Annotated in this window: 19 protein-coding genes and 1 riboswitch; of the genes, 13 read left to right on the top strand and 6 right to left on the bottom strand. The window is 60.9% G+C overall.

From position 1 onward, the window contains the following. The first annotated feature begins 7 nt into the window (after positions 1-7). Positions 8-1,027, top strand: a complete 1,020-nt coding sequence (locus PH7735_RS10200) for a DUF1214 domain-containing protein (protein WP_082645211.1) — start codon at positions 8-10, stop codon at positions 1,025-1,027. Between the two features lie 230 nt (positions 1,028-1,257). Here PH7735_RS10200 and PH7735_RS10195 read toward each other — a convergent pair whose 3' ends face one another. The 5 genes from PH7735_RS10195 to cobO all read right to left on the bottom strand — a co-directional run bounded on the left by PH7735_RS10195 (position 1,258) and on the right by cobO (position 4,380). After that, the gene (locus PH7735_RS10195) at positions 1,258-2,706 is read right to left on the bottom strand and encodes a cobyric acid synthase (RefSeq protein WP_058311822.1); all 1,449 of its coding nucleotides are present in this window, start codon (positions 2,704-2,706) and stop codon (positions 1,258-1,260) included. A gap of 84 nt (positions 2,707-2,790) precedes the next feature. Further along, positions 2,791-3,135: a Lin0512 family protein gene (locus PH7735_RS10190; RefSeq protein WP_058311287.1), complete on the bottom strand. Its 345-nt coding sequence runs from the start codon at positions 3,133-3,135 to the stop codon at positions 2,791-2,793. Next, positions 3,132-3,482 (bottom strand): Lin0512 family protein, encoded by a 351-nt coding sequence (locus PH7735_RS10185; RefSeq protein ID WP_058311286.1) that lies wholly within the window; start codon positions 3,480-3,482, stop codon positions 3,132-3,134. The genes PH7735_RS10190 and PH7735_RS10185 overlap by 4 nt, the downstream gene beginning before the upstream one ends. A gap of 9 nt (positions 3,483-3,491) precedes the next feature. Beyond that, the gene (locus PH7735_RS10180; protein WP_058311285.1) at positions 3,492-3,758 is read right to left on the bottom strand and encodes a YrhK family protein; all 267 of its coding nucleotides are present in this window, start codon (positions 3,756-3,758) and stop codon (positions 3,492-3,494) included. A 1-nt stretch (position 3,759) separates the two neighbouring features. Continuing rightward, positions 3,760-4,380: a cob(I)yrinic acid a,c-diamide adenosyltransferase gene (gene cobO, locus PH7735_RS10175; protein WP_058311284.1), complete on the bottom strand. Its 621-nt coding sequence runs from the start codon at positions 4,378-4,380 to the stop codon at positions 3,760-3,762. Positions 4,381-4,658: 278 nt separating this feature from the next. Next, a riboswitch (cobalamin riboswitch) is annotated at positions 4,659-4,873 on the top strand. A gap of 79 nt (positions 4,874-4,952) precedes the next feature. On the opposite strand from cobO, the gene PH7735_RS10170 reads away from it, so the two are divergent. From PH7735_RS10170 to cobJ, 7 genes are read left to right on the top strand one after another with little or no spacing between them, the layout of a single operon-like run. Further along, on the top strand, positions 4,953-5,336 hold the full coding sequence (locus tag PH7735_RS10170) for a DUF1636 family protein (protein WP_058311283.1): 384 nt from the start codon (positions 4,953-4,955) through the stop codon (positions 5,334-5,336). 9 nt (positions 5,337-5,345) lie between these two features. Continuing rightward, a complete protein-coding gene (cobW, locus tag PH7735_RS10165) occupies positions 5,346-6,383 on the top strand; it encodes a cobalamin biosynthesis protein CobW (protein ID WP_058311282.1) in 1,038 nt (345 codons plus the stop codon). Between the two features lie 5 nt (positions 6,384-6,388). Continuing rightward, positions 6,389-9,676: a cobaltochelatase subunit CobN gene (gene cobN, locus PH7735_RS10160; protein WP_058311281.1), complete on the top strand. Its 3,288-nt coding sequence runs from the start codon at positions 6,389-6,391 to the stop codon at positions 9,674-9,676. Next, on the top strand, positions 9,673-10,815 hold the full coding sequence (locus PH7735_RS10155; RefSeq protein ID WP_058311280.1) for a ferredoxin-like domain-containing protein: 1,143 nt from the start codon (positions 9,673-9,675) through the stop codon (positions 10,813-10,815). The genes cobN and PH7735_RS10155 overlap by 4 nt, the downstream gene beginning before the upstream one ends. Further along, on the top strand, positions 10,815-11,444 hold the full coding sequence (locus tag PH7735_RS10150; protein ID WP_058311279.1) for a precorrin-8X methylmutase: 630 nt from the start codon (positions 10,815-10,817) through the stop codon (positions 11,442-11,444). The genes PH7735_RS10155 and PH7735_RS10150 overlap by 1 nt, the downstream gene beginning before the upstream one ends. Continuing rightward, on the top strand, positions 11,441-12,169 hold the full coding sequence (gene cobI / locus PH7735_RS10145; protein ID WP_058311278.1) for a precorrin-2 C(20)-methyltransferase: 729 nt from the start codon (positions 11,441-11,443) through the stop codon (positions 12,167-12,169). Before PH7735_RS10150 ends, cobI begins: the two co-directional genes overlap by 4 nt. Beyond that, positions 12,166-12,918, top strand: coding sequence for a precorrin-3B C(17)-methyltransferase (cobJ, locus tag PH7735_RS10140; protein ID WP_058311277.1), 753 nt, complete (start codon positions 12,166-12,168; stop codon positions 12,916-12,918). The genes cobI and cobJ overlap by 4 nt, the downstream gene beginning before the upstream one ends. A gap of 89 nt (positions 12,919-13,007) precedes the next feature. Here cobJ and PH7735_RS10135 read toward each other — a convergent pair whose 3' ends face one another. Further along, the gene (locus PH7735_RS10135) at positions 13,008-13,745 is read right to left on the bottom strand and encodes a cobalt-precorrin-6A reductase (RefSeq protein ID WP_058311821.1); all 738 of its coding nucleotides are present in this window, start codon (positions 13,743-13,745) and stop codon (positions 13,008-13,010) included. Here PH7735_RS10135 and cbiE point away from each other — a divergent pair. The 5 genes from cbiE (at position 13,744) to cobA (ending at position 18,211) form a co-directional block, all read left to right on the top strand. Further along, positions 13,744-14,943 carry a precorrin-6y C5,15-methyltransferase (decarboxylating) subunit CbiE gene (gene cbiE, locus PH7735_RS10130; RefSeq protein WP_199534987.1) on the top strand — a complete coding sequence of 400 codons (1,200 nt, stop codon included), beginning with the start codon at positions 13,744-13,746 and terminating at the stop codon, positions 14,941-14,943. The genes PH7735_RS10135 and cbiE overlap by 2 nt on opposite strands. Beyond that, positions 14,940-15,305: a cobalamin biosynthesis protein gene (locus PH7735_RS10125; protein ID WP_058311275.1), complete on the top strand. Its 366-nt coding sequence runs from the start codon at positions 14,940-14,942 to the stop codon at positions 15,303-15,305. Before cbiE ends, PH7735_RS10125 begins: the two co-directional genes overlap by 4 nt. After that, positions 15,302-16,096, top strand: coding sequence for a precorrin-4 C(11)-methyltransferase (gene cobM, locus PH7735_RS10120; protein WP_058311274.1), 795 nt, complete (start codon positions 15,302-15,304; stop codon positions 16,094-16,096). The genes PH7735_RS10125 and cobM overlap by 4 nt, the downstream gene beginning before the upstream one ends. An 85-nt stretch (positions 16,097-16,181) precedes the next feature. After that, positions 16,182-17,492 (top strand): cobyrinic acid a,c-diamide synthase CobB, encoded by a 1,311-nt coding sequence (locus tag PH7735_RS10115; protein ID WP_058311273.1) that lies wholly within the window; start codon positions 16,182-16,184, stop codon positions 17,490-17,492. Continuing rightward, positions 17,489-18,211, top strand: coding sequence for a uroporphyrinogen-III C-methyltransferase (cobA, locus tag PH7735_RS10110; RefSeq protein ID WP_058311272.1), 723 nt, complete (start codon positions 17,489-17,491; stop codon positions 18,209-18,211). The genes PH7735_RS10115 and cobA overlap by 4 nt, the downstream gene beginning before the upstream one ends.

Here is an 18,211-nt window from a genome sequence, read left to right as displayed (position 1 = left end):
TACCCTTATGAAAAACCTTTTCCTTACAGCCGCACTTGTGTTGCCCGTGTTTGCATGGGCCGAAGGGGCGCCTGATGCCCCCACAAATGTGACGATCGGCAATCTGGTGCGCGCCGAAACGGACCATATGATCCGCGAAAACATGCGTACTTTTGGCTTCGGAGTGGGCGAGATCAATCACCTGCGCGAACCCACGACGACCGACAATCAACCCGTGATCCGCATGAATCAGGATACCCTCTACAGCGGCATGGTGATCGACCTTCAAGCCCCTGTAACGGTCACATTGCCCGAAATCGGCGGGCGTTACATGTCGATGCAAGTTATCAGCCAGGACCACTATCTACAGGCCATAGCGACGCCGGGCACGTATGAGCTGTCCAAGGACAATGTCGGCTCGCGCTTTGCCTTTCTCTCGTTTCGAACCTTTGCGGATGTTGCCGACCCCGATGACATCCTCGAGGCCCACAACGCACAGGACGCCATCACGGTAACCGGTGGGGGCACAGGGCCGTTCGAAGCGCCAAACTGGAACCTAGATCAGCTTGCGCTGGCAAGACAGGCGATCAACGATCTTGCGACACTGGGCTTTGATACCAGGCGCGCCTTTGGATCAAAGGACCAAACCGATCCGGTGGATCACCTGATCGGCGCCATCGCCGGATGGGGCGGGCTTCCTGCAAAGGCGGCCAGCTATCAAACCAACGCCGTCGCGGAAAACGATGGCAAGACGCCGTTTTCCGTAACGCTAAAGGATGTTCCTGTTCGGGCGTTCTGGTCACTTACAGTATATAATTCAGAGGGTTACATGGAAACAAATGATCTGGGGGTGAACAGCTATAACAACTATACCGCCACCCCATCGGATGACGGCGCGTTCACGATCCATTTTGGCGGGTGCGGCGACGGCCGCGTGAATTGCATACCTGTTACTGCGGGCTGGAATTATGCCGTGCGGCTCTATGAACCCGAACCGGAAATCCTTGACGGAAGCTGGACTTTCCCTGCCCTCGAAATCGTCCACTAGGAAGGGCTGAGCGGACAAAGCCAGTCGCATGGAACTATTGGGGCTGCCATAGAAAGCAGTCCCAAAACAACAATCGATGTGTCCGGACCACGGCGGGCATCAAAGATTTTTCACAAGCAAATAGAATAACTTAGAAAAGCTATTCACCGCGACACCGTGAGAATTGGCCTCACACCTTTGTCTGTCTCTCGGCCCGCTTCACCGGAAAACCGATGGGGCACGGCGCGCCCTTACCGTGCTACGCCAAGCATGCCTGCCAAATCAAGGTGTGCCTCCATGTGATCGGCCAAGGCATCCAAGGTGGCTTCCACCGTCGCATCATAGCCGACATCACTGGCCTGCGCGCCCAATCCCTCAAGCCACGCCCGACGAAATCCGTCATCGCGGAACATGCCGTGCAAGTAGCTGCCGCTGATGCGACCGTCGCTGCTCACTGCGCCTTCGGGGCGCCCATCAACCATTGCAAAGGGGCGATCACGGTCCCTGCCCTCGGTTCTGCCAATATGGATTTCGTAGCCGTGAAAGCCCTGCCCTGATGCGGCATGGACGGCATTGGTTTCGGTCAGCCGCTTGTCTGAACTCATCACGGTTTCAAGGTCCAGCAACCCAAGTCCGGCGGTGTCTCCGGCGGGCCCTTCGATCCCGTTCGGATCACGCACAACAGAGCCAAGCATCTGATATCCGCCACAAATTCCAAGAACATGCCCACCACGACGCACATGCGCCATGAGGTCAACATCCCATCCCTGTTCCCGCAAGAACGCGAGATCGCCACGGGTGGATTTGCTGCCGGGAATGATCACCAGATCCGTGTCACCGGGGATGGGTTGCCCTGCCCGCAGAACCGTCAGGGTCACCCCCTCTTCCTGCGCCAGAGGATCAAGATCGTCAAAGTTCGCAATGCGGGAAAGACCAAGACAGGCAACGTTGAAATCACCTTGTCCCTGACCATTCGAGATGTCGAGAGCGTCTTCGGCGGGAAGCTTCCAGGCATCTGCAAAATAGGGCAGAACGCCAAAACCCGACCACCCTGTATGCTGTTCGATCATGGCATAGCCATCGTCGAACAGGCTGGGATCACCGCGAAACTTGTTGACCATAAAGCCCGCGACCATCGCCGCATCGGCGGGATCAATCACGGCTTGAGTGCCGACCAGCTGGGCAATCACACCACCGCGATCAATGTCACCGGCCAAAATCACGGGCACATCCGCGGCCACGGCAAAGCCCATATTGGCGATGTCTCCAGCGCGCAAATTCACCTCGGCGGGAGATCCAGCGCCCTCGACAATTACCAGATCATTATTTGATTTCAATCGGTTGAAGCTTTCCAACACCTTTTCCATTAACTGAGGCTTTAGCGCGGAATACGCGCGCGCCTTGACCGTGGTCAGACGTTTGCCCTGCACCACGACCTGCGAGCCGACCTCGCTTTCAGGTTTCAAAAGCACGGGGTTCATGTCCACGGTCAAAGGTTTGCCACAGGCCATGGCTTGCATGGCTTGGGCGCGGCCAATCTCGCCGCCATCGGCCGTGACGGCGGCATTGTTGGACATGTTCTGAGGTTTGAACGGCGCTACAGAAAGGCCCCGCCGAACCGCAGCGCGGCAGAGGCCCGCAACCAGCATGGATTTCCCGACGTTCGAGCCGGTGCCTTGGATCATGAGTGCGCGCGTCATCGGGTCAGACTCCATAAAGTGTTCATTTTGTACAAAATTCCTGCCCCCGAATGACCGGTTTGTACAAAACCAATTTCCAAAGGTTCAGGCCTGTTTTGGCAAAAACGCCTCGACCGCTGCAGTGGCGATGACCAGCACATTGCCCGAGTCCGGGTTGGTGACATTCTGACCGCCAAAGACCGCCTGAACAGTGGCTGTGCCGCGCGGCAGTTTTTGCATCAGGGCTTCGCAGTCGACCTTTTCTGGATCCTGAACGCCGACCGTCACCTGCACGCGCATGTCGGCGTGATCGAGGCCCAGCGCTTCGAACATCGGGATCGAGGAATGGCGGATGGCGTCCTCAATCGCGCGGGCGGCGGCCTTGGTATAGTCCTGACCGTACTGATCGTTGCCCATGCCCATCTCGATGATGAAACGTTGATCGCTCATGCCGCACCTCCGAGATCAAGCGACACATTGATCGCGACGTTTGCAATCACGGTCGGTTTGCCACCATCGGCGCGCGGCACATCCAGCCCGCCCTGCACGGCGGTGACGCTGATTTGGCCATAGGGAAAAATCTCGGCAATGGCTGCGGTGTCCAGCTGATCCGGCTGTCCTATGGCGACCTCGACATCAATCAGCATCTCGTTTTTGTCTTTGCCAAACAGTTCGGCCAGATTGATAGAATTGTGCCACAGCGCGTCTTTGACGGCACGGCGCGCGGCCTCGGTATAATCCTGACGGCGCAGAGAGGACCCCATGCCGAATTCTGTGAGAAGGCGTTTCTTAGTCATGACAAACCTTTAGGTTTTGGGGTCATCTTCGGGCAACGGCAGGCGCCCGAGGTGGAATTCGCGCAGGAACCGCGACAAAGGACGGGCTGCGAACATGGCCGAGCCAATGATAAAGAGCCATGTTGCGAAATGCGTGGTGGATTCCCACAAAAACAGAATGGACCCCACCAGAAACGTCAGCCCGGCGCACAGATCGATCACGGTGTAGACTTTTTCGTAAAAGCCATAGACCTCGGCATGGCGCGGGGTGGCCGTGTGCAGGTGGGGCTTGAACACCCTAGAATTCCACGCCGGCTTGGGCCTTGATGCCATCGCGGAAGGGATGTTTGAGCAGGGTCATTTCGGTCACAAGGTCTGCGGCCTCGATCAGTTCGGGCTTGGCGTTGCGTCCGGTCAGCAGAACATGTGTCATGTCGGGTTTCTCGGTCAGCAGAAAATCAACCACATCGTCGATGTCGAGATAGTCATTGCGCAGCGCAATGTTGATTTCGTCGAGCATCACAAAGCGATTGGCGGGGTCGCGGATCAGCTGTTTGGCCAGTTCCCATCCGGCTTGGGCCTTGGCGATGTCGCGTTCGCGGTCTTGGGTTTCCCATGTGAAGCCTTCGCCAGAGACGTGGAATTTCACTTCGTCGGGGAAATGGGTTTTGAGAAAGTCGCGTTCCCCTGTGGCCCAGTTGCCCTTAATGAACTGTACCACCGCAACAGGCATTTCATGGGCGATACAGCGCATGATCATGCCGAAACCCGAAGACGATTTGCCTTTGCCGGGGCCGGTGTGGACCATGATCAGACCCTTTTCTTCGGTCTTGGTTTCCATCAGACGGTCGCGCGCGGCTTTGATCTTTTTCATTTTCTCGGCGTGGCGGGCATTCTGGTCGGGCTGGGTCTCGCTCATGGGGGCCTCTTTTTTTGGATCGCGCGTGAATTCGGTGGCAAAAAATCACAGCGGGTCCCCAAGCACAAGGCGATGAGCGACAGGTCGCGTCACAGGGACGCCATCCCCGCGATCAGGGATAGAATCGTATGGGCACGCCGGGGTCTGTTTTGTGCGGCGCATGAGGGTCCGCCGACGGGCGCGCCCCTGTCTGGAGGCCGCTTTCCTGTCAAACCCTGTCGCTGACAGGCGTATCGCCTCAGATGGACACTCTCGTGCTTGACAAACCCTGCCCTGCTGCCTCACTTGGGCGCGCTGGTGCCTGTTTTCGGACAGGTGAAAAGGGAATGCGAGACGGGGCAGGATCAACGCTCTGGAACCGCAGCCGCCCCCGCGACCGTGACCGGAGAGGGCTTTCGTTGCCACTGGGATGTTCCCGGGAAGGCAGGAAGACCAACGAGGCCAGACCTCGACATCCGCAAGCCGGGAGACCTGCCAGCGAGACAGACATGAACCGGACGGGGTGTTCTGGTGTCGGGCTTGCTGTAGTGCTCCCGTCATCTTCCCCCCCAACCTTTGAAGGAGAGACGACAATGGCAGATGCCCCCGCCGCCGTAGAGCTTTTGGTCTGCACCACCTGTCGTGCCGGCCAGCCGACCGATATCGAAGGTCCGCGCCCCGGTGCCCTTCTTGAAGATGCGTTGCAGGCCAAGGACTGGCCCGCGCATGTCACCGTCAAACCTGTTGAGTGCCTGTCCAACTGTGACAGTGGATGCTCTATCGTTGTACGCGGTGGCAGCCAGCGCTGGACCTATGTGTACGGCAACTTCACAGGTGCCGATGATGTTGATCTGGTCCATGACGGCATTGTCAAATACGCTGACACCGAGAATGGTCTCGTGCCGTGGCGCGAGCGTTCCACCCATTTCCGCAAAAACTGTATCGCGCGCATCCCGCCGCTTACGATCCCAGAGTGAGATCCCGTTATGAGCACCCTTGAGAAACTTCCCGTCACTGTCATCACCGGCTTTTTGGGATCGGGCAAAACGACCCTGATCCGCAATCTGATGCAAAACCCGCAGGGCAAACGTCTGGCGATTGTTGTCAATGAATTTGGCGATGTGGGAGTGGATGGCGAGATCCTGAAATCCTGTGCCATTCCCGACTGCCCCGAAGAAAACATCATGGAGCTGTCCAACGGCTGTATCTGCTGCACAGTGGCAGACGATTTCATTCCCACCATCGAAGCATTGATGGCACTGGAGCCGCGTCCCGAGCATATCGTGATCGAGACATCCGGTCTGGCCCTGCCCAAGCCCCTGCTCAAGGCGTTTGACTGGCCTGATATCCGTTCGAAAATCACGGTGGACGGCGTGATTGCGCTGGCCGATGCGGAAGCTGTGGCCGATGGCCGTTTTGCAACCAACGTGGCCGCCGTGGATGCCCAGCGCGAAGCGGATGACAGCCTTGATCACGAAACCCCGCTGTCCGAGGTGTTCGAAGATCAGGTGTCTTGTGCCGATATCGTTTTGTTGACCAAACCCGATCTGGCAGGCCCCGAAGGCGTGGCCAAGGCCAAGGCGATGGTTCTGGCCGAAGCGCCACGTGTCCTGCCCGTTGTTGAAGTGGCCGAAGGGGTTGTCGATCCGCGCGTGATCCTTGGGCTGGAAGCCGCTGCAGAAGATGACATGGACAACCGTCCGTCGCATCACGATGGCCACCACGACCACGAGCACGACGATTTCGAAAGCGTCGTGATTGATCTGCCGGAACAGGCCGACCCTGCCGCTTTGGCCGCCAGAATCGAGAAGATGGCCAAAGAGCAGAACATCCTGCGCGTAAAAGGCTATGCTGCGGTTGAAGGCAAGCCGATGCGTCTGTTGGTTCAGGCGGTTGGCGCGCGCGTGCGTCATCAGTTTGACCGCCCCTGGAAGCCGGAAGAAGGCCGTCAGGGCCGCATGGTCGTGATTGCCGAACATGATGACGTTAATGTGGAAGCGATCCGCGCGGCTCTGGTAGACTAAACGCTATGCACGTCGTCTTTCGCGAAAGCCATGGGTTGGAAGAAACCGAAACCCCGACCGATCTGGGCCAAAGCCCGGCGGATATGGTCGTGCTGTCGTTTTCTGATTCCGACCTTGGGGCTTTCGCGGCGGGCTGGCATCGGGCCAATGGCGATCTGCCCACCTTGCGACTGGCCAATATCTCGGCGCTGAAACATCCCCTGTCGGTAGACACCTATGTCGAACAGACACTGGACGGGGCCAAGGCGATCCTGATCCGTTTGATCGGGGGGATTTCCTATTGGTCCTATGGCATCCAGCAGATCGAAACCCTGTGCCGCAACAAGGGCATCGCGCTGGCGGTTCTGCCAGCAGACGGACGCCCCGACACGCGCCTTGACGAGGTGTCCACCCTTCCGGTCTCGACCCTGCATCGCCTCATGCACCTGTGTGACACGGGCGGTGCGGTTGCCGCGCAGGCCGCGCTTGCGCAGATGGCACTGGCGGCGGGGCTCTATGCACGGCCGGTGCCGGGCAAAAAGGTCTTGCCCGATGTGGGGGCGTGGACGCCGGAAACCGGCGTGTGTGATCCGAGCGAGGTGCGCGACACCTCAAAGCCGCTGATTGCGGTAACGTTCTATCGCGCTTACCTCGGGGCTGCGGACACTGCACCGATCGAAGCCTTGTTTACAGAATTCCGCAATCGCGGGTTTGATGTGATCGGGTTGTTTGCGCCGTCCCTGAAGGCACCTGTGGCCCGCAAAGACATTGCGGCCCATCTGCAAACCCTGGAACCCGCAGCAATCGTCAATGCCACATCGTTTTCGGGCAAGGGCAAAGACGGCGTGTCGCCGCTGGACGCCACCCAAGCGCCCGTGTTTCAGGTTGCGCTGGCAACCTCTGACGAAAAATCATGGGCCGGAGCCGAACGCGGCCTGTCCCCTGCGGACCTTGCCATGCATGTGGTCCTGCCAGAAGTGGACGGGCGTTTGTTTGCCGGTGTGGCCTCTTTCAAAGAGGCAGGCCTGCGCGACCCTCACCTTGAATTTGCGCGTATGGCCCACCGCCCGCAAGCGGCCCGTATTCAGGCGATTGCGGATCGTATCGAAGGCTGGCTGCGCCTGCGCACGACGCCGGCCACCCAAAAGAAACCCGTCTTTGTTCTGTCCACCTATCCGGGCCGCGACTGGAACATGGCGCATGCTGTTGGGCTTGATCCGCTGGCGTCGGTTGAAGCCATGCTCGAAGACCTGTCCGAAGCGGGCTATGACGCCCCGACGGGTGCCCCCCTTGCCGAGGCTTTGTTGACGGAAACCGTGACATGGCCCGTCGCCGAATATCACGCCGCTCTTGAGACATTGCCGCAATCGTTGCGCGATGATCTGTTCGAGACATGGGGCGCGCCAGACCAAGACCCCGCCATCCACGATGCCACAATAAGTTTCAAGGCGGCCCGTCGCGGCAAAGCCCTGATTGCGCTGCAACCCGAACGCGGCATTCCCGATGTGCGGGACGAGGAATACCACGACCTGAGCCGGACCCCCTGTCATGCTTATGTGGCCTTTTACCTCTGGCTGCGTCAGAGTTTCGGCGCGGACGCTTTGGTGCATGTGGGCGCGCATGGCACGCTGGAATGGCTGCCCGGCAAGTCGGTTGCCCTGTCCAATGAATGCTGGCCCGAAGCTCTGGTTGGGGATTTGCCGGTGATCTATCCCTTTATCGTGAACGATCCCGGTGAAGCGGCCCAAGCCAAGCGGCGCATTGGTGCCGTAACCCTTGGGCATGTGCCCCCGCCCCTAAAGGAAAGCGCCGCCCCGCAGCGGTTCTCTCGTTTGGAAAGCCTGCTGGACGAATTCTCGAACGCGGACGGGTTGGACCCGAAACGGCGTGACCGGTTGCAATCGGACATTCGCGACGAGGCGCAGGCACTGGGGCTGGCAGAAGAACTGGGGCTTGATGTGGCCACCTCGCTTGCCGAGACCATCACCCGCATCGACACTTTTGTCTGTGACATCAAGGAAAGCCAGTTTGGCGACGGGTTGCATGTTTTCGGGCGCCCCCCTGAGTCGACCGCACAGTTTGATGTGACGCCTTCGGCCAACGCCGAGCGCGCCGCATTGCTCAAGGCTTTGGGCGGTGAGCGGATCGAGGCCGGCCCTTCCGGCTCTCCTTATCGCGGGCGACAGGATGTTCTGCCAACGGGACGCAACCTGTTTACCACCGATCCGCGCTCGGTGCCGACGCGGGCCGCCTATGCCCAAGGGGTGAAGCTCGCCGAGGAACTGGTGCGGCGGCATTTGCAGGAAGAAGGCGATTATCCCAAGACCCTGATCGTTGACCTGTGGGGGTCGGCGACCATGCGCACGGCGGGCGAAGAATTTGCCATGGCGTTGCACCTGCTGGGCGCAAAGCCGGTTTGGGACGAAGGATCAGAACGCGTTTCCGGCGTTGAAATCCTGCCGATTGCCATGCTGGACCGTCCACGTCTGGATGTGACCCTGCGTGTTTCGGGGCTTTTCCGAGATGTCTTCCCGACGTTGTCGTCCTTGTTTGCCCAAGCGGTCAAGGCGCTGACACTGCGTGACGAGGCCGCCGACTGGAACCCCTTTGTGGCGCACGCAAACACCAACCGCGTTTATGGCCCCGCGCCGGGCAGTTACGGTCTCGGGATGGGGCGCAGCCTTGAGACCTATACCGAAGAGGCCCGCACAGAGGCGGGTGAAGCCTGGATCGCGGCGTCGTCATTTGCGCTGGATGGTGCGTCCATCACGCGGGATCAGGAAGGCATTCGCGCCCGTGTGTCCGAAGCCGATGGTTTCGTGCACCTTCAGGACATGCCAGAGACCGATCTTTTGCTGGCCAATGATTACGCCGCGCACGAAGCGGGTTTTGCGGCAGCCCAAAAGGTTCTGGGGGGCAAACAGGCCGCGCTTTATCATGTCGATAACACCAATCCGGGAAATCCACGTGCCCGCACGCTGACCGAAGAAATCGCGCGCGTGGTGCATGCCCGTGCAACCAATGCCGATTGGCTGGCCGGGATGATGCGCCACGGATTTAGAGGCGGGGCCGAGATCGCTGCCACGCTGGATCACATGGCGTCTTTTGCGCATCTGGCGGATGCGGTGCCTGCGCGTTTGTTCGATGCCTATCATGATGCGACGCTGGGCGACGAGGACGTGATTGCCTTTCTCGAGCGGGAAAACCCGCAGGCGCTTCAGGCCATGCGGGACAAGTTCGCGGCCCTGCACGAAGCGGGTCTCTGGCAAACGCGCCGCAACTCGATCCTTGCGGATCTGGAGAGCCTGTCATGAGCGCGACACACCGCCCCGAAGCCAAAGGATGGTGCCCCGGTGCCTATCGTCCGATGATGTCGGGCGACGGTTTGGTGGTGCGCGTGCGGCCCACCTGTGCGCGGCTGACAGCGGATCAGGTCATGGGGCTTTGCGAGGTGGCCGATGCGCTGGGAAACGGGGTCATTGACCTGACCAGTCGGGCAAACCTGCAAATTCGCGGCGTTTCAGAGGACAACCATACAGAGGTGCTGCAACGGCTGGCCGCGCTCGACCTGTTGCGGGACGATCCCGCATTGGAAAGCCGTCGCAACATCCTGATTTCGCCCTTCTGGCAGGACGGCGACATTACGTTCCGGATTGTGCAGGAACTGACGGTGCGTCTAGGTGAGCTGCCGGAACTGCCTGCCAAAGTGGGTTTTGCCATCGACACCGGACCCGCGCCGGTTTTCCGGAACAATTCGGCGGATTTCCGGCTGGAACACAGCCCGAGCGGCGAGTTGTTGGTTTTGGCCGATGGTATGGCGCGCGGTCATGTTGTTGACGCCGATACCGCCGTTGACGCGCTGATTGAAATGGCGCACTGGTTTGAAACCCATCGCGGGGCGGCCCGCCGGATGGCCCCTGTCATGATGGGGCAAACGCGTTTGCCCATTGCGTGGCAAGCGACCCTGAACGCCGCGCCTGCGCCGAAGCTTGTTCCCGGCCCGCATGACATGGGCGCGATCTATGGTGCCGCATTTGGTCAGCTGGACGCCAGCCGCCTGTCGGCGCTTGTCAGTGCAACGGGCGCAACAGCCCTGCGCGTGACACCGTGGCGGTTGTTCCTGTTGGAAGAGGCCGAGATGGCCGACACGTCGGATTTCATCACCCGCGCGGATGATCCACTTTTTCACATTGATGCCTGCCCCGGTGCCCCCCGATGCAACACCGCCACAGTGGACACGCGCCAGTTGGCGCAGGACGTTGCGGGCCGGATCAAGGGCCCCTTGCATATCTCGGGCTGTGCCAAGGGCTGTGCCCGCCCCCGCGAAACACAAACCACACTCGTCGGCCGCGACGGCAAGTTCGACCTTGTCCGCAACGGGCTGCCATGGGATGAGCCCGTTCAAACCGGTCTGTCCCCAGACACACTCCTCGACATCATCGGAGACATTTGATGCCGTATGAATATGAAAAAAACGGTCAGGCGATCTATGACGAGAGCTTTGCCACCATTCGCCGCGAAGCCAAGCTGGAGGCATTTGACAAAGACGAAGAGCAGGTTGTCGTCCGCATGATCCACGCCGCCGGCATGGTCGGGTTGGAAGAGCATGTCAAATTCACCCCCGGCATGGTGGCTGCTGCGCGCGAAGCGATGGAAAACGGCGCGCCGATCTTTTGTGACGCGCGTATGGTGTCCGGTGGCGTCACCCGACCCCGCCTGCCCGCCGACAATGACGTCATCTGTACGTTGCACGCGGACGGCATCTATGAGCTGGCCAAGGAAATCGGCAACACGCGGTCTGCGGCTGCGCTGGAACACTGGCGCGACAAGCTGGGCGGGGCCATCGTTGCCATCGGCAACGCGCCAACCGCATTGTTTCACCTGCTGAACATGCTGGAAGATCCCGACTGCCCGCGCCCCGCAGCCATCATCGGCTGTCCGGTGGGCTTTATCGGCGCGGCGGAATCCAAAGACGCCCTGTGGGCGGATCAACCCGTGCCCTGCATGATCGTCGAGGGACGTCTTGGCGGATCAGCCATGACCGTCGCCGCGATCAACGCCATTGCGAGCCGTAAGGAATGACTATGGGAACCATCTATGGCGTCGGTCTTGGCCCCGGTGATCAGGAGCTGATGAGCGTCAAGTCGGACCGTCTTTTGCGGACCGGCAAGCACGTGGCCTTTTTCCGCAAGGCGGGCCGCAAAGGTCAGGCACGCCAGATCGTCAACGGTATGCTGCGCGATGATGTGATTGAATTTCCTATGGAATATCCGGTCACCACGGAAATTCCGCTGAGCGATCCACGCTATAACGAAATCCTGTCCGCCTTTTACACCGAGGTGACGGACCATCTGATCGCACTCGCCAAATCGGGCGAGGATGTTGTGGTGCTGTGCGAGGGCGATCCGTTTTTCTATGGCTCGTTCATGCATATCTATACCCGCGTGAAAGACCACGTTCCGGTTGAGGTCGTGCCAGCGATTACTGGCATGTCGGGCGCATGGACAGCCACTGGCGCGCCGATCACATGGGGAGACGATGTGCTGACCGTGCTGATGGGCACGTTGGGCGAAGACAAGCTGGTTGATCATATGGCGGCCACGGATGCGCTGGTTGTGATGAAGATCGGCACCAACTTTGACAAGGTGGTGCGGGCGCTGCAAACTGCGGGCCGCTATGACGATGCGTGGATCGTGCAATTTGCAACGATGCCGAAACAGACCGTCACAAAGCTGAGTGAAATGACAGACAAGGTGACCCCTTATTTCTCGATCATCATCGTGCATGGTCAGGGGCGCCGGCCATGACGGGTTGGGTTGTGATCGCCGGTCTTGGACCGGGAAACGAAGCCTTGGTGACGCCCGAAGCGCTGGATGCGCTGGATCAGGCGACAGATATCGTGGGCTATATTCCTTATGTTGAACGGGTCGAGCCGCGCGAGGGGCTGACCCTGCATCCATCAGACAACCGTGTCGAGATTGACCGGTCACGTCATGCACTGGAAATGGCCAGCGAAGGCAAACGGGTGGTCGTGGTGTCCTCGGGTGATCCGGGTGTGTTTGCGATGGCCGCAGCCGTTCTTGAGGCGGTCGAACATGGCGCACCGGAGTGGCGCGATCTGGATATCCGCGTCTTGCCCGGCATCACGGCAATGCTTGCGGCCTCGGCGGCTTGCGGCGCGCCACTGGGTCATGATTTCTGCGCGATCAACCTGTCGGATAATCTCAAGCCATGGGACTTGATCGAGAAGCGCCTGAAGCTGGCGGTTGAGGCCGATTTCGCGATGGCCTTCTATAACCCACGCTCGAAATCACGCCCCGAAGGGTTCGTCAAGGCATTGAAACTGTTGCAAGACACGGCGGGAGATTCCCGTCCGATCATCTTTGCGCGCAATGTCAGCCGCCCTGACCAGACCATCAATATCGTGCCGCTGGATAAGGCGACGCCGGATATGGCGGACATGCGGACGGTGGTTTTGCTGGGGTCTTCGCTGACGCGGATCATCGAGCGGGATGGAGCACCTTTGGTGTATACGCCGCGCTCGGTCGAGAAATGAACCACCCGGATCGCCTGCGGTCCGGGATGCACCCGCCCGCCCCCAAGGCGGGTGCATTCGCCCCCACCTCGGTAGGGCGCATCCCTCTGTTAGTGGGAATCAATCCATGTAAACACTCCATCCACCGTCGCCACTTCGTCACGTGGCGGCAGGTCGGGACGGTCAATCATCACCACCGGCAGGCCAAGGTCGCGGGCAGCGTGCAATTTGGCCTCGGCACCTGCCCCCCCCGCGTTCTTGCAGACCACCATTTCGATGCCTTGCGCACGAAACAGCGCGGTATCGCCCTCGATGGTGAAGGGCCCGCGCGCCACGGTCACGGTGTGGTGCGGCAGGCTCGGCGGTGTTTCCGGCTGGTCCACCAGACGCAAAACATAATGATTGTCGGGCTGGGCCGCGAAGTCTTCCATATGCAGTTTGCCCAGCGCCAGCATCACCCGTTTGGGCGCCCCCGCCACCGCGGCAACGGCGCAGGCCATGTCCGGCACATGCGTCCAGTCGTCCCCATCCCGCGCCTGCCACGGCGCACGGGTCAGCGCGACCAGCGGCACGCCGGTTTGCGCGCAGGCATGATAGGCGTTCCAGCTCATCTGCGCGGCGAAAGGGTGTGTGGCATCAATCACATGGCTGATGTTATGATCCCGCAAAAAGGCCGCGAGCCCTTCGACACCGCCAAAGCCGCCCACCCGATGCGGGATCGGCTGTGGACGGGGGCTGTTGACGCGGCCCGCATAGGAAAATGTCGCGGTCAGGCCGCGCTCGGCCACAGCCTGCGCAAGTGCGCTGGCCTCGGTCGTCCCGCCAAGAATAAGGAGATTGGCCGACATGTCTGAAACTCCGTGGCTGACCATCGTGGGATTGGGCGAAGATGGACCGGATGGCCTGCCGCCCGCAAGCCGTCAAGCGCTGGCCGAAGCAGAAATCGTCATGGGCGCAGAGCGGCATCTGTCCCTGCTCCCAGATCTGGCTGCCGAAACCGTGGTCTGGCCCGTGCCCTTTGCTAATGGCATTCCCGTGCTTCTGTCCCATCGTGGCAAGCGCGCCGTGATGCTGGCCTCGGGCGATCCATTCTGGTTCGGTGCCGGGTCGGTCATGGCGCGGCATATGACCCGCGGTGAATGGCGGGCGCTGCCCGTGCCCTCGACCATGGCGCTCGCGGCGGCGGCTTTGGGCTGGCCCTTGGAGCAGACCTATACAACCGGCCTGCACGCGGCGCCTTATGCGCGGCTGAAACCCCACCTGTTCAACGGAACGCGGATTCTGGCAACCCTGCGCGATGGCGCGGCGGTCGCAGAGCTGGCTGACTGGCTGCGCGCCGAAGGATTTGGCGCGTCCACGCTGCATATCCTCGAGGCCCTCGGCGGGCAGCGCGAACGGATTCGCACCACGCAGGCAGAAGCCCCCCAGCCGGACGACATCCAGCACCCTGTCAGCATCGGCATCGAGGTTGCAGGAAATGGCGCGGTGATCCCGCTGGCCTCGGGACGGCCTGATGCGCTGTTCGACAACGATGGGCAGATCACCAAACGCCCCGTGCGTGCGCTGACCCTGTCGGCACTGGCCCCGAAACCGGGTGAACACCTTTGGGACATCGGCGGTGGATCGGGATCGATCGGCATCGAATGGCTGTGGTCACATCCCACCACGCAAGCCACGGCCGTTGAAATTGATCCGGATCGCGCCCAACGCATCCGAGCCAATGCCGCGCGTCTGGGCGTAGACCGCCTGACCGTTGTGACAGGCGGCGCGCCTGAGGCTTTGGAAGGTCTTGCCCCACCTGACGCGGTGTTTATCGGCGGCGGGATCAGTCAGGAAATGTTGGAGACCGTCTGGACCACCCTGCCCCAAGGCGCGCGTCTTGTGGCCAATGCCGTCACGCTTGAGGCAGAGGTTCTGCTGGCCAACTGGCACGGCGACAAAGGTGGCGACCTGATGCGGATTGAACTGGCACAGTCCAAACCTCTGGGGCGCAAACGCGGCTGGAAATCCGCCTATCCCATCGTGCAATGGAGCGTCACCAAATGATCGTCGCCGGATTTGGATTTCGCGGTGCGGCCACCGTCGCGTCACTGCGCGACGCGCTTGCCCAAACGGACGGCCCGCAGCCGGATGCCTATGCCGTTCCCGATGACAAGGCGAGGACACCGGCCTTTGTGGCCTTTGCCGCTGAAACACGAACAAAGGTCGTGCCCGTGACAGCCAATGCCCTGCAATCGGTGCAAACCCCGACCCAAGCCGAACGCGTCCTTGAAAAACGCGGCACCGGCAGCGTGGCCGAGGCTTGCGCTCTGGTCGCTGCTGGGTCAAAAGCGGCGCTACTCACGACCCGGCACATTTCCCATGACCGTATGGCGACCTGTGCCCTTGCCATTGGAGACAGCACGTGACCGTACATTTCATCGGTGCCGGACCGGGTGCCGCCGACCTGATCACCCTGCGCGGGCGCGACCTGATCGCGTCCTGCCCTGTCTGCCTCTACGCCGGATCGCTGGTCCCCGAGGCGCTGCTGTCGCATTGCCCCGACGGTGCCAAAATCCTGAACACGGCCCCGATGGATCTGGAGGCCATTGTCGCCGAATGCAAACAGGCCACAAACGCCGGTCAAGACGTGGCGCGCCTGCATTCGGGCGACCTCTCGGTCTGGTCCGCACTCGGCGAACAACTGCGCCGCTTGCGCGCCGAAGGCATCCCGTTTTCGGTCACCCCCGGCGTGCCCAGCTTTGCCGCCGCCGCTGCCGCTCTGGAAACCGAACTGACCCTGCCCGGCTTGGCGCAGTCCGTCGTCCTGACCCGCACACCGGGACGCGCCTCGACCATGCCCGAAGGCGAAACCCTGACCAACTTTGCCGCCACGAGGGCCACGCTGGCCATCCACCTGTCGATCGGCAATCTGGACAATGTCATTGCCGACCTCACACCGGCCTATGGTGCCGATTGCCCCGTTGCCGTGGTTTACCGCGCCAGCTGGCCCGACCAGCAGATTATCCGCACCACCCTCGCCAACCTCAAAGAAGACGTGAGCGAAAACATCACCCGAACCGCCCTGATCCTTGTCGGGCCGGCCCTCGCGGGCGAAGGCTTTGACGAAAGCTGCCTATATGCCAGCCATTATGACCGCCGCTATCGACCGCAAACGGCCGAAAGCCCGTGGTCAAGCTGGCAACACGGCGACGACTAACTGACCCGAAACTTCTTCTGGCCCCAAATATCCCGGGGGTTTGGGGGCAGCGCCCCCAATGCTCAAAGCATAAGGAAACCAGACCATGACAACCGCCCCCGGCATCCTGATCTCCGCCCCGTCCTCCGGCACAGGCAAGACAACGGTCATGCTCGGGCTGTTGCGGGCGCTGGCCGAAGACGGGCTGAACGTGCAACCGTTCAAATCCGGCCCCGACTATATCGATCCGGCCTTCCACCGTGCGGCCGCAGGACGCCTGTCGTTCAACATCGACACATGGGCGATGCATGACACGCTGATTGGGGGCATCTCGGAACAATCCCACGGCGCCGACATCATCGTTGCCGAAGGATCGATGGGGCTGTTTGACGGTGTCGCCACACGCGGCGAATCCGGCTTTGGATCTTCTGCCGAAACGGCCCTGAAGATGGGCTGGCCCGTGGTGCTGGTGATCGACGTGGGCGGTCAGGCCCAGTCCGCCGCCGCAACCGCGCTTGGGTTCAAGACCTATAATCCCGACGTGCCTTTTGCAGGCGTGATCCTGAACCGCTGTGCCTCACCTCGCCATGAACGTCTGGCCCGTCTGGGCATGGATCAGGCCGGTATCAATGTGCTGGGCGTGCTGCCCCGCCGCGGAGACCTTGCCCTGCCCGAACGCCATCTGGGGCTTATTCAGGCGGTTGAACACCCCGATCTTGAGGCCGCGATCAAAGGCTATGCATCCTTCTTGCGCGACAATGTCGATCTCGAGGCCATCAAGACCGCAGCCAAAGCCGGACCTGCGGCCACCGGCGCGCTGCCCAAACCGCCGGCCCAGCGTATTGCGTTGGCACAGGATGCCGCCTTCAGCTTTACCTACCCCCATGTCCTGACAGGCTGGCGCAATGCGGGGGCGGAAATCCTGCCTTTCTCGCCTCTGGCCGACGAAGCCCCGGATGCAAGCGCGGATCTGGTCTGGCTGCCCGGCGGATATCCCGAACTGCATGCGGGCACGCTTGCGGCGGCCTCGACATATCTTTCGGGCCTGCGCAAACATGCCGAGACCAAGCCCGTGCACGGCGAATGCGGGGGCTATATGGCCCTTGGGGACGTGTTGATCGACAAAGAGGGCACACGCCACCAAATGGCAGGCCTCTTGGGGCTTGTCACCTCATACGAAAAGCGCAAATTCCATCTGGGCTATCGTCAGGCGACCCTCCAGGCACCGATGCCCGGTTTTGAAGCGGGCGCGAAACTGCGCGGTCATGAATTCCACTATTCCACCATTCTGGAAGAACCTGATGCGCCGCTGGCGCAGGTGGGCGACGCTGATGGCAATCCGGTGCCGGAAACCGGATCGATCAAAGGCCACACCACCGGAACGTTCTTTCACCTGATTGCAGAGGCAAGCGTATGAGCGGATTTGTCAGTTTTGTCAGCTCGGGTCCCGGTGATCCCGAGCTGCTGACGCTTAAGGCTGTGGATCGCATCAAAAATGCCGATGCCATCCTGTTTGATGACCTGTCCTCGGGGCCAATCCTCGAGTTTGCCGCGCCAGAGGCCGATCTTGTCGGCGTCGGAAAGCGCGCAGGCCGCCCGTCACCCAAACAAGACCACGTCAGCCGCCTGTTGGTAGACTATGCCCAGACGGGTGCCAAGGTTGTGCGCCTGAAATCCGGCGACAGCGGTATTTTTGGTCGTCTCGAAGAAGAGCTGACCGAATTGCGTGCCCATGACATCGGGTTCGAGATCATTCCCGGCGTGACATCGGCCTGTGCCGCTGCGGCCGCTGCGCAAATTCCCCTGACACGCCGTCTTGTGGCGCGCCGTGTTCAGTTTGTGACGGGTCACGATGTGGCGGGCGCCCTACCCGGTGATCTGAACCTGCAGTCCCTTGCAGACCCCGGCGCGACTACGGTTCTGTTTATGCCCAAACGCACCTTCCCCGAACTGGCGGAAAAGCTGTTTCAAACGGGCTTGCGGCGCGATTGCCCTGCTCTTTTGGCCGAGAATGTGAGCCACCCCGAGCAGACCTTGCAACGCACCACGATGGAAGAGCTTGCTGGCCAGTTGAAAAACGAAATCTCGACAGCGCCCGGCCTGATCCTTTTTGGTGAACTGGCCGAAATGCCCTGA

The organism is Shimia thalassica, from assembly GCF_001458215.1.
Taxonomy (GTDB): Bacteria; Pseudomonadota; Alphaproteobacteria; order Rhodobacterales; family Rhodobacteraceae; genus Shimia; species Shimia thalassica.
This window is presented reverse-complemented; position numbering and strand designations above follow the sequence as displayed.

Bases quoted from the DNA above. Each gene is read 5' to 3' on its own strand.
- PH7735_RS10190 (WP_058311287.1), bottom strand. From the start codon at position 3,135: ATGAGCGATCAACGTTTCATCATCGAGATGGGCATGGGCAACGATCAG.
- cobO (WP_058311284.1), bottom strand. From the start codon at position 4,380: ATGAGCGAGACCCAGCCCGACCAGAATGCCCGCCACGCCGAGAAAATG.
- cobJ (WP_058311277.1), top strand. From the start codon at position 12,166: ATGACGGGTTGGGTTGTGATCGCCGGTCTTGGACCGGGAAACGAAGCC.
- PH7735_RS10150 (WP_058311279.1), top strand. From the start codon at position 10,815: ATGCCGTATGAATATGAAAAAAACGGTCAGGCGATCTATGACGAGAGC.
- cobI (WP_058311278.1), top strand. From the start codon at position 11,441: ATGACTATGGGAACCATCTATGGCGTCGGTCTTGGCCCCGGTGATCAG.
- cobW (WP_058311282.1), top strand. From the start codon at position 5,346: ATGAGCACCCTTGAGAAACTTCCCGTCACTGTCATCACCGGCTTTTTG.
- PH7735_RS10115 (WP_058311273.1), top strand. From the start codon at position 16,182: ATGACAACCGCCCCCGGCATCCTGATCTCCGCCCCGTCCTCCGGCACA.
- PH7735_RS10170 (WP_058311283.1), top strand. From the start codon at position 4,953: ATGGCAGATGCCCCCGCCGCCGTAGAGCTTTTGGTCTGCACCACCTGT.
- PH7735_RS10155 (WP_058311280.1), top strand. From the start codon at position 9,673: ATGAGCGCGACACACCGCCCCGAAGCCAAAGGATGGTGCCCCGGTGCC.
- cobA (WP_058311272.1), top strand. From the start codon at position 17,489: ATGAGCGGATTTGTCAGTTTTGTCAGCTCGGGTCCCGGTGATCCCGAG.
- PH7735_RS10125 (WP_058311275.1), top strand. From the start codon at position 14,940: ATGATCGTCGCCGGATTTGGATTTCGCGGTGCGGCCACCGTCGCGTCA.
- cbiE (WP_199534987.1), top strand. From the start codon at position 13,744: ATGTCTGAAACTCCGTGGCTGACCATCGTGGGATTGGGCGAAGATGGA.
- PH7735_RS10195 (WP_058311822.1), bottom strand. From the start codon at position 2,706: ATGACGCGCGCACTCATGATCCAAGGCACCGGCTCGAACGTCGGGAAA.
- PH7735_RS10200 (WP_082645211.1), top strand. From the start codon at position 8: ATGAAAAACCTTTTCCTTACAGCCGCACTTGTGTTGCCCGTGTTTGCA.
- PH7735_RS10185 (WP_058311286.1), bottom strand. From the start codon at position 3,482: ATGACTAAGAAACGCCTTCTCACAGAATTCGGCATGGGGTCCTCTCTG.
- PH7735_RS10135 (WP_058311821.1), bottom strand. From the start codon at position 13,745: ATGTCGGCCAATCTCCTTATTCTTGGCGGGACGACCGAGGCCAGCGCA.
- cobN (WP_058311281.1), top strand. From the start codon at position 6,389: ATGCACGTCGTCTTTCGCGAAAGCCATGGGTTGGAAGAAACCGAAACC.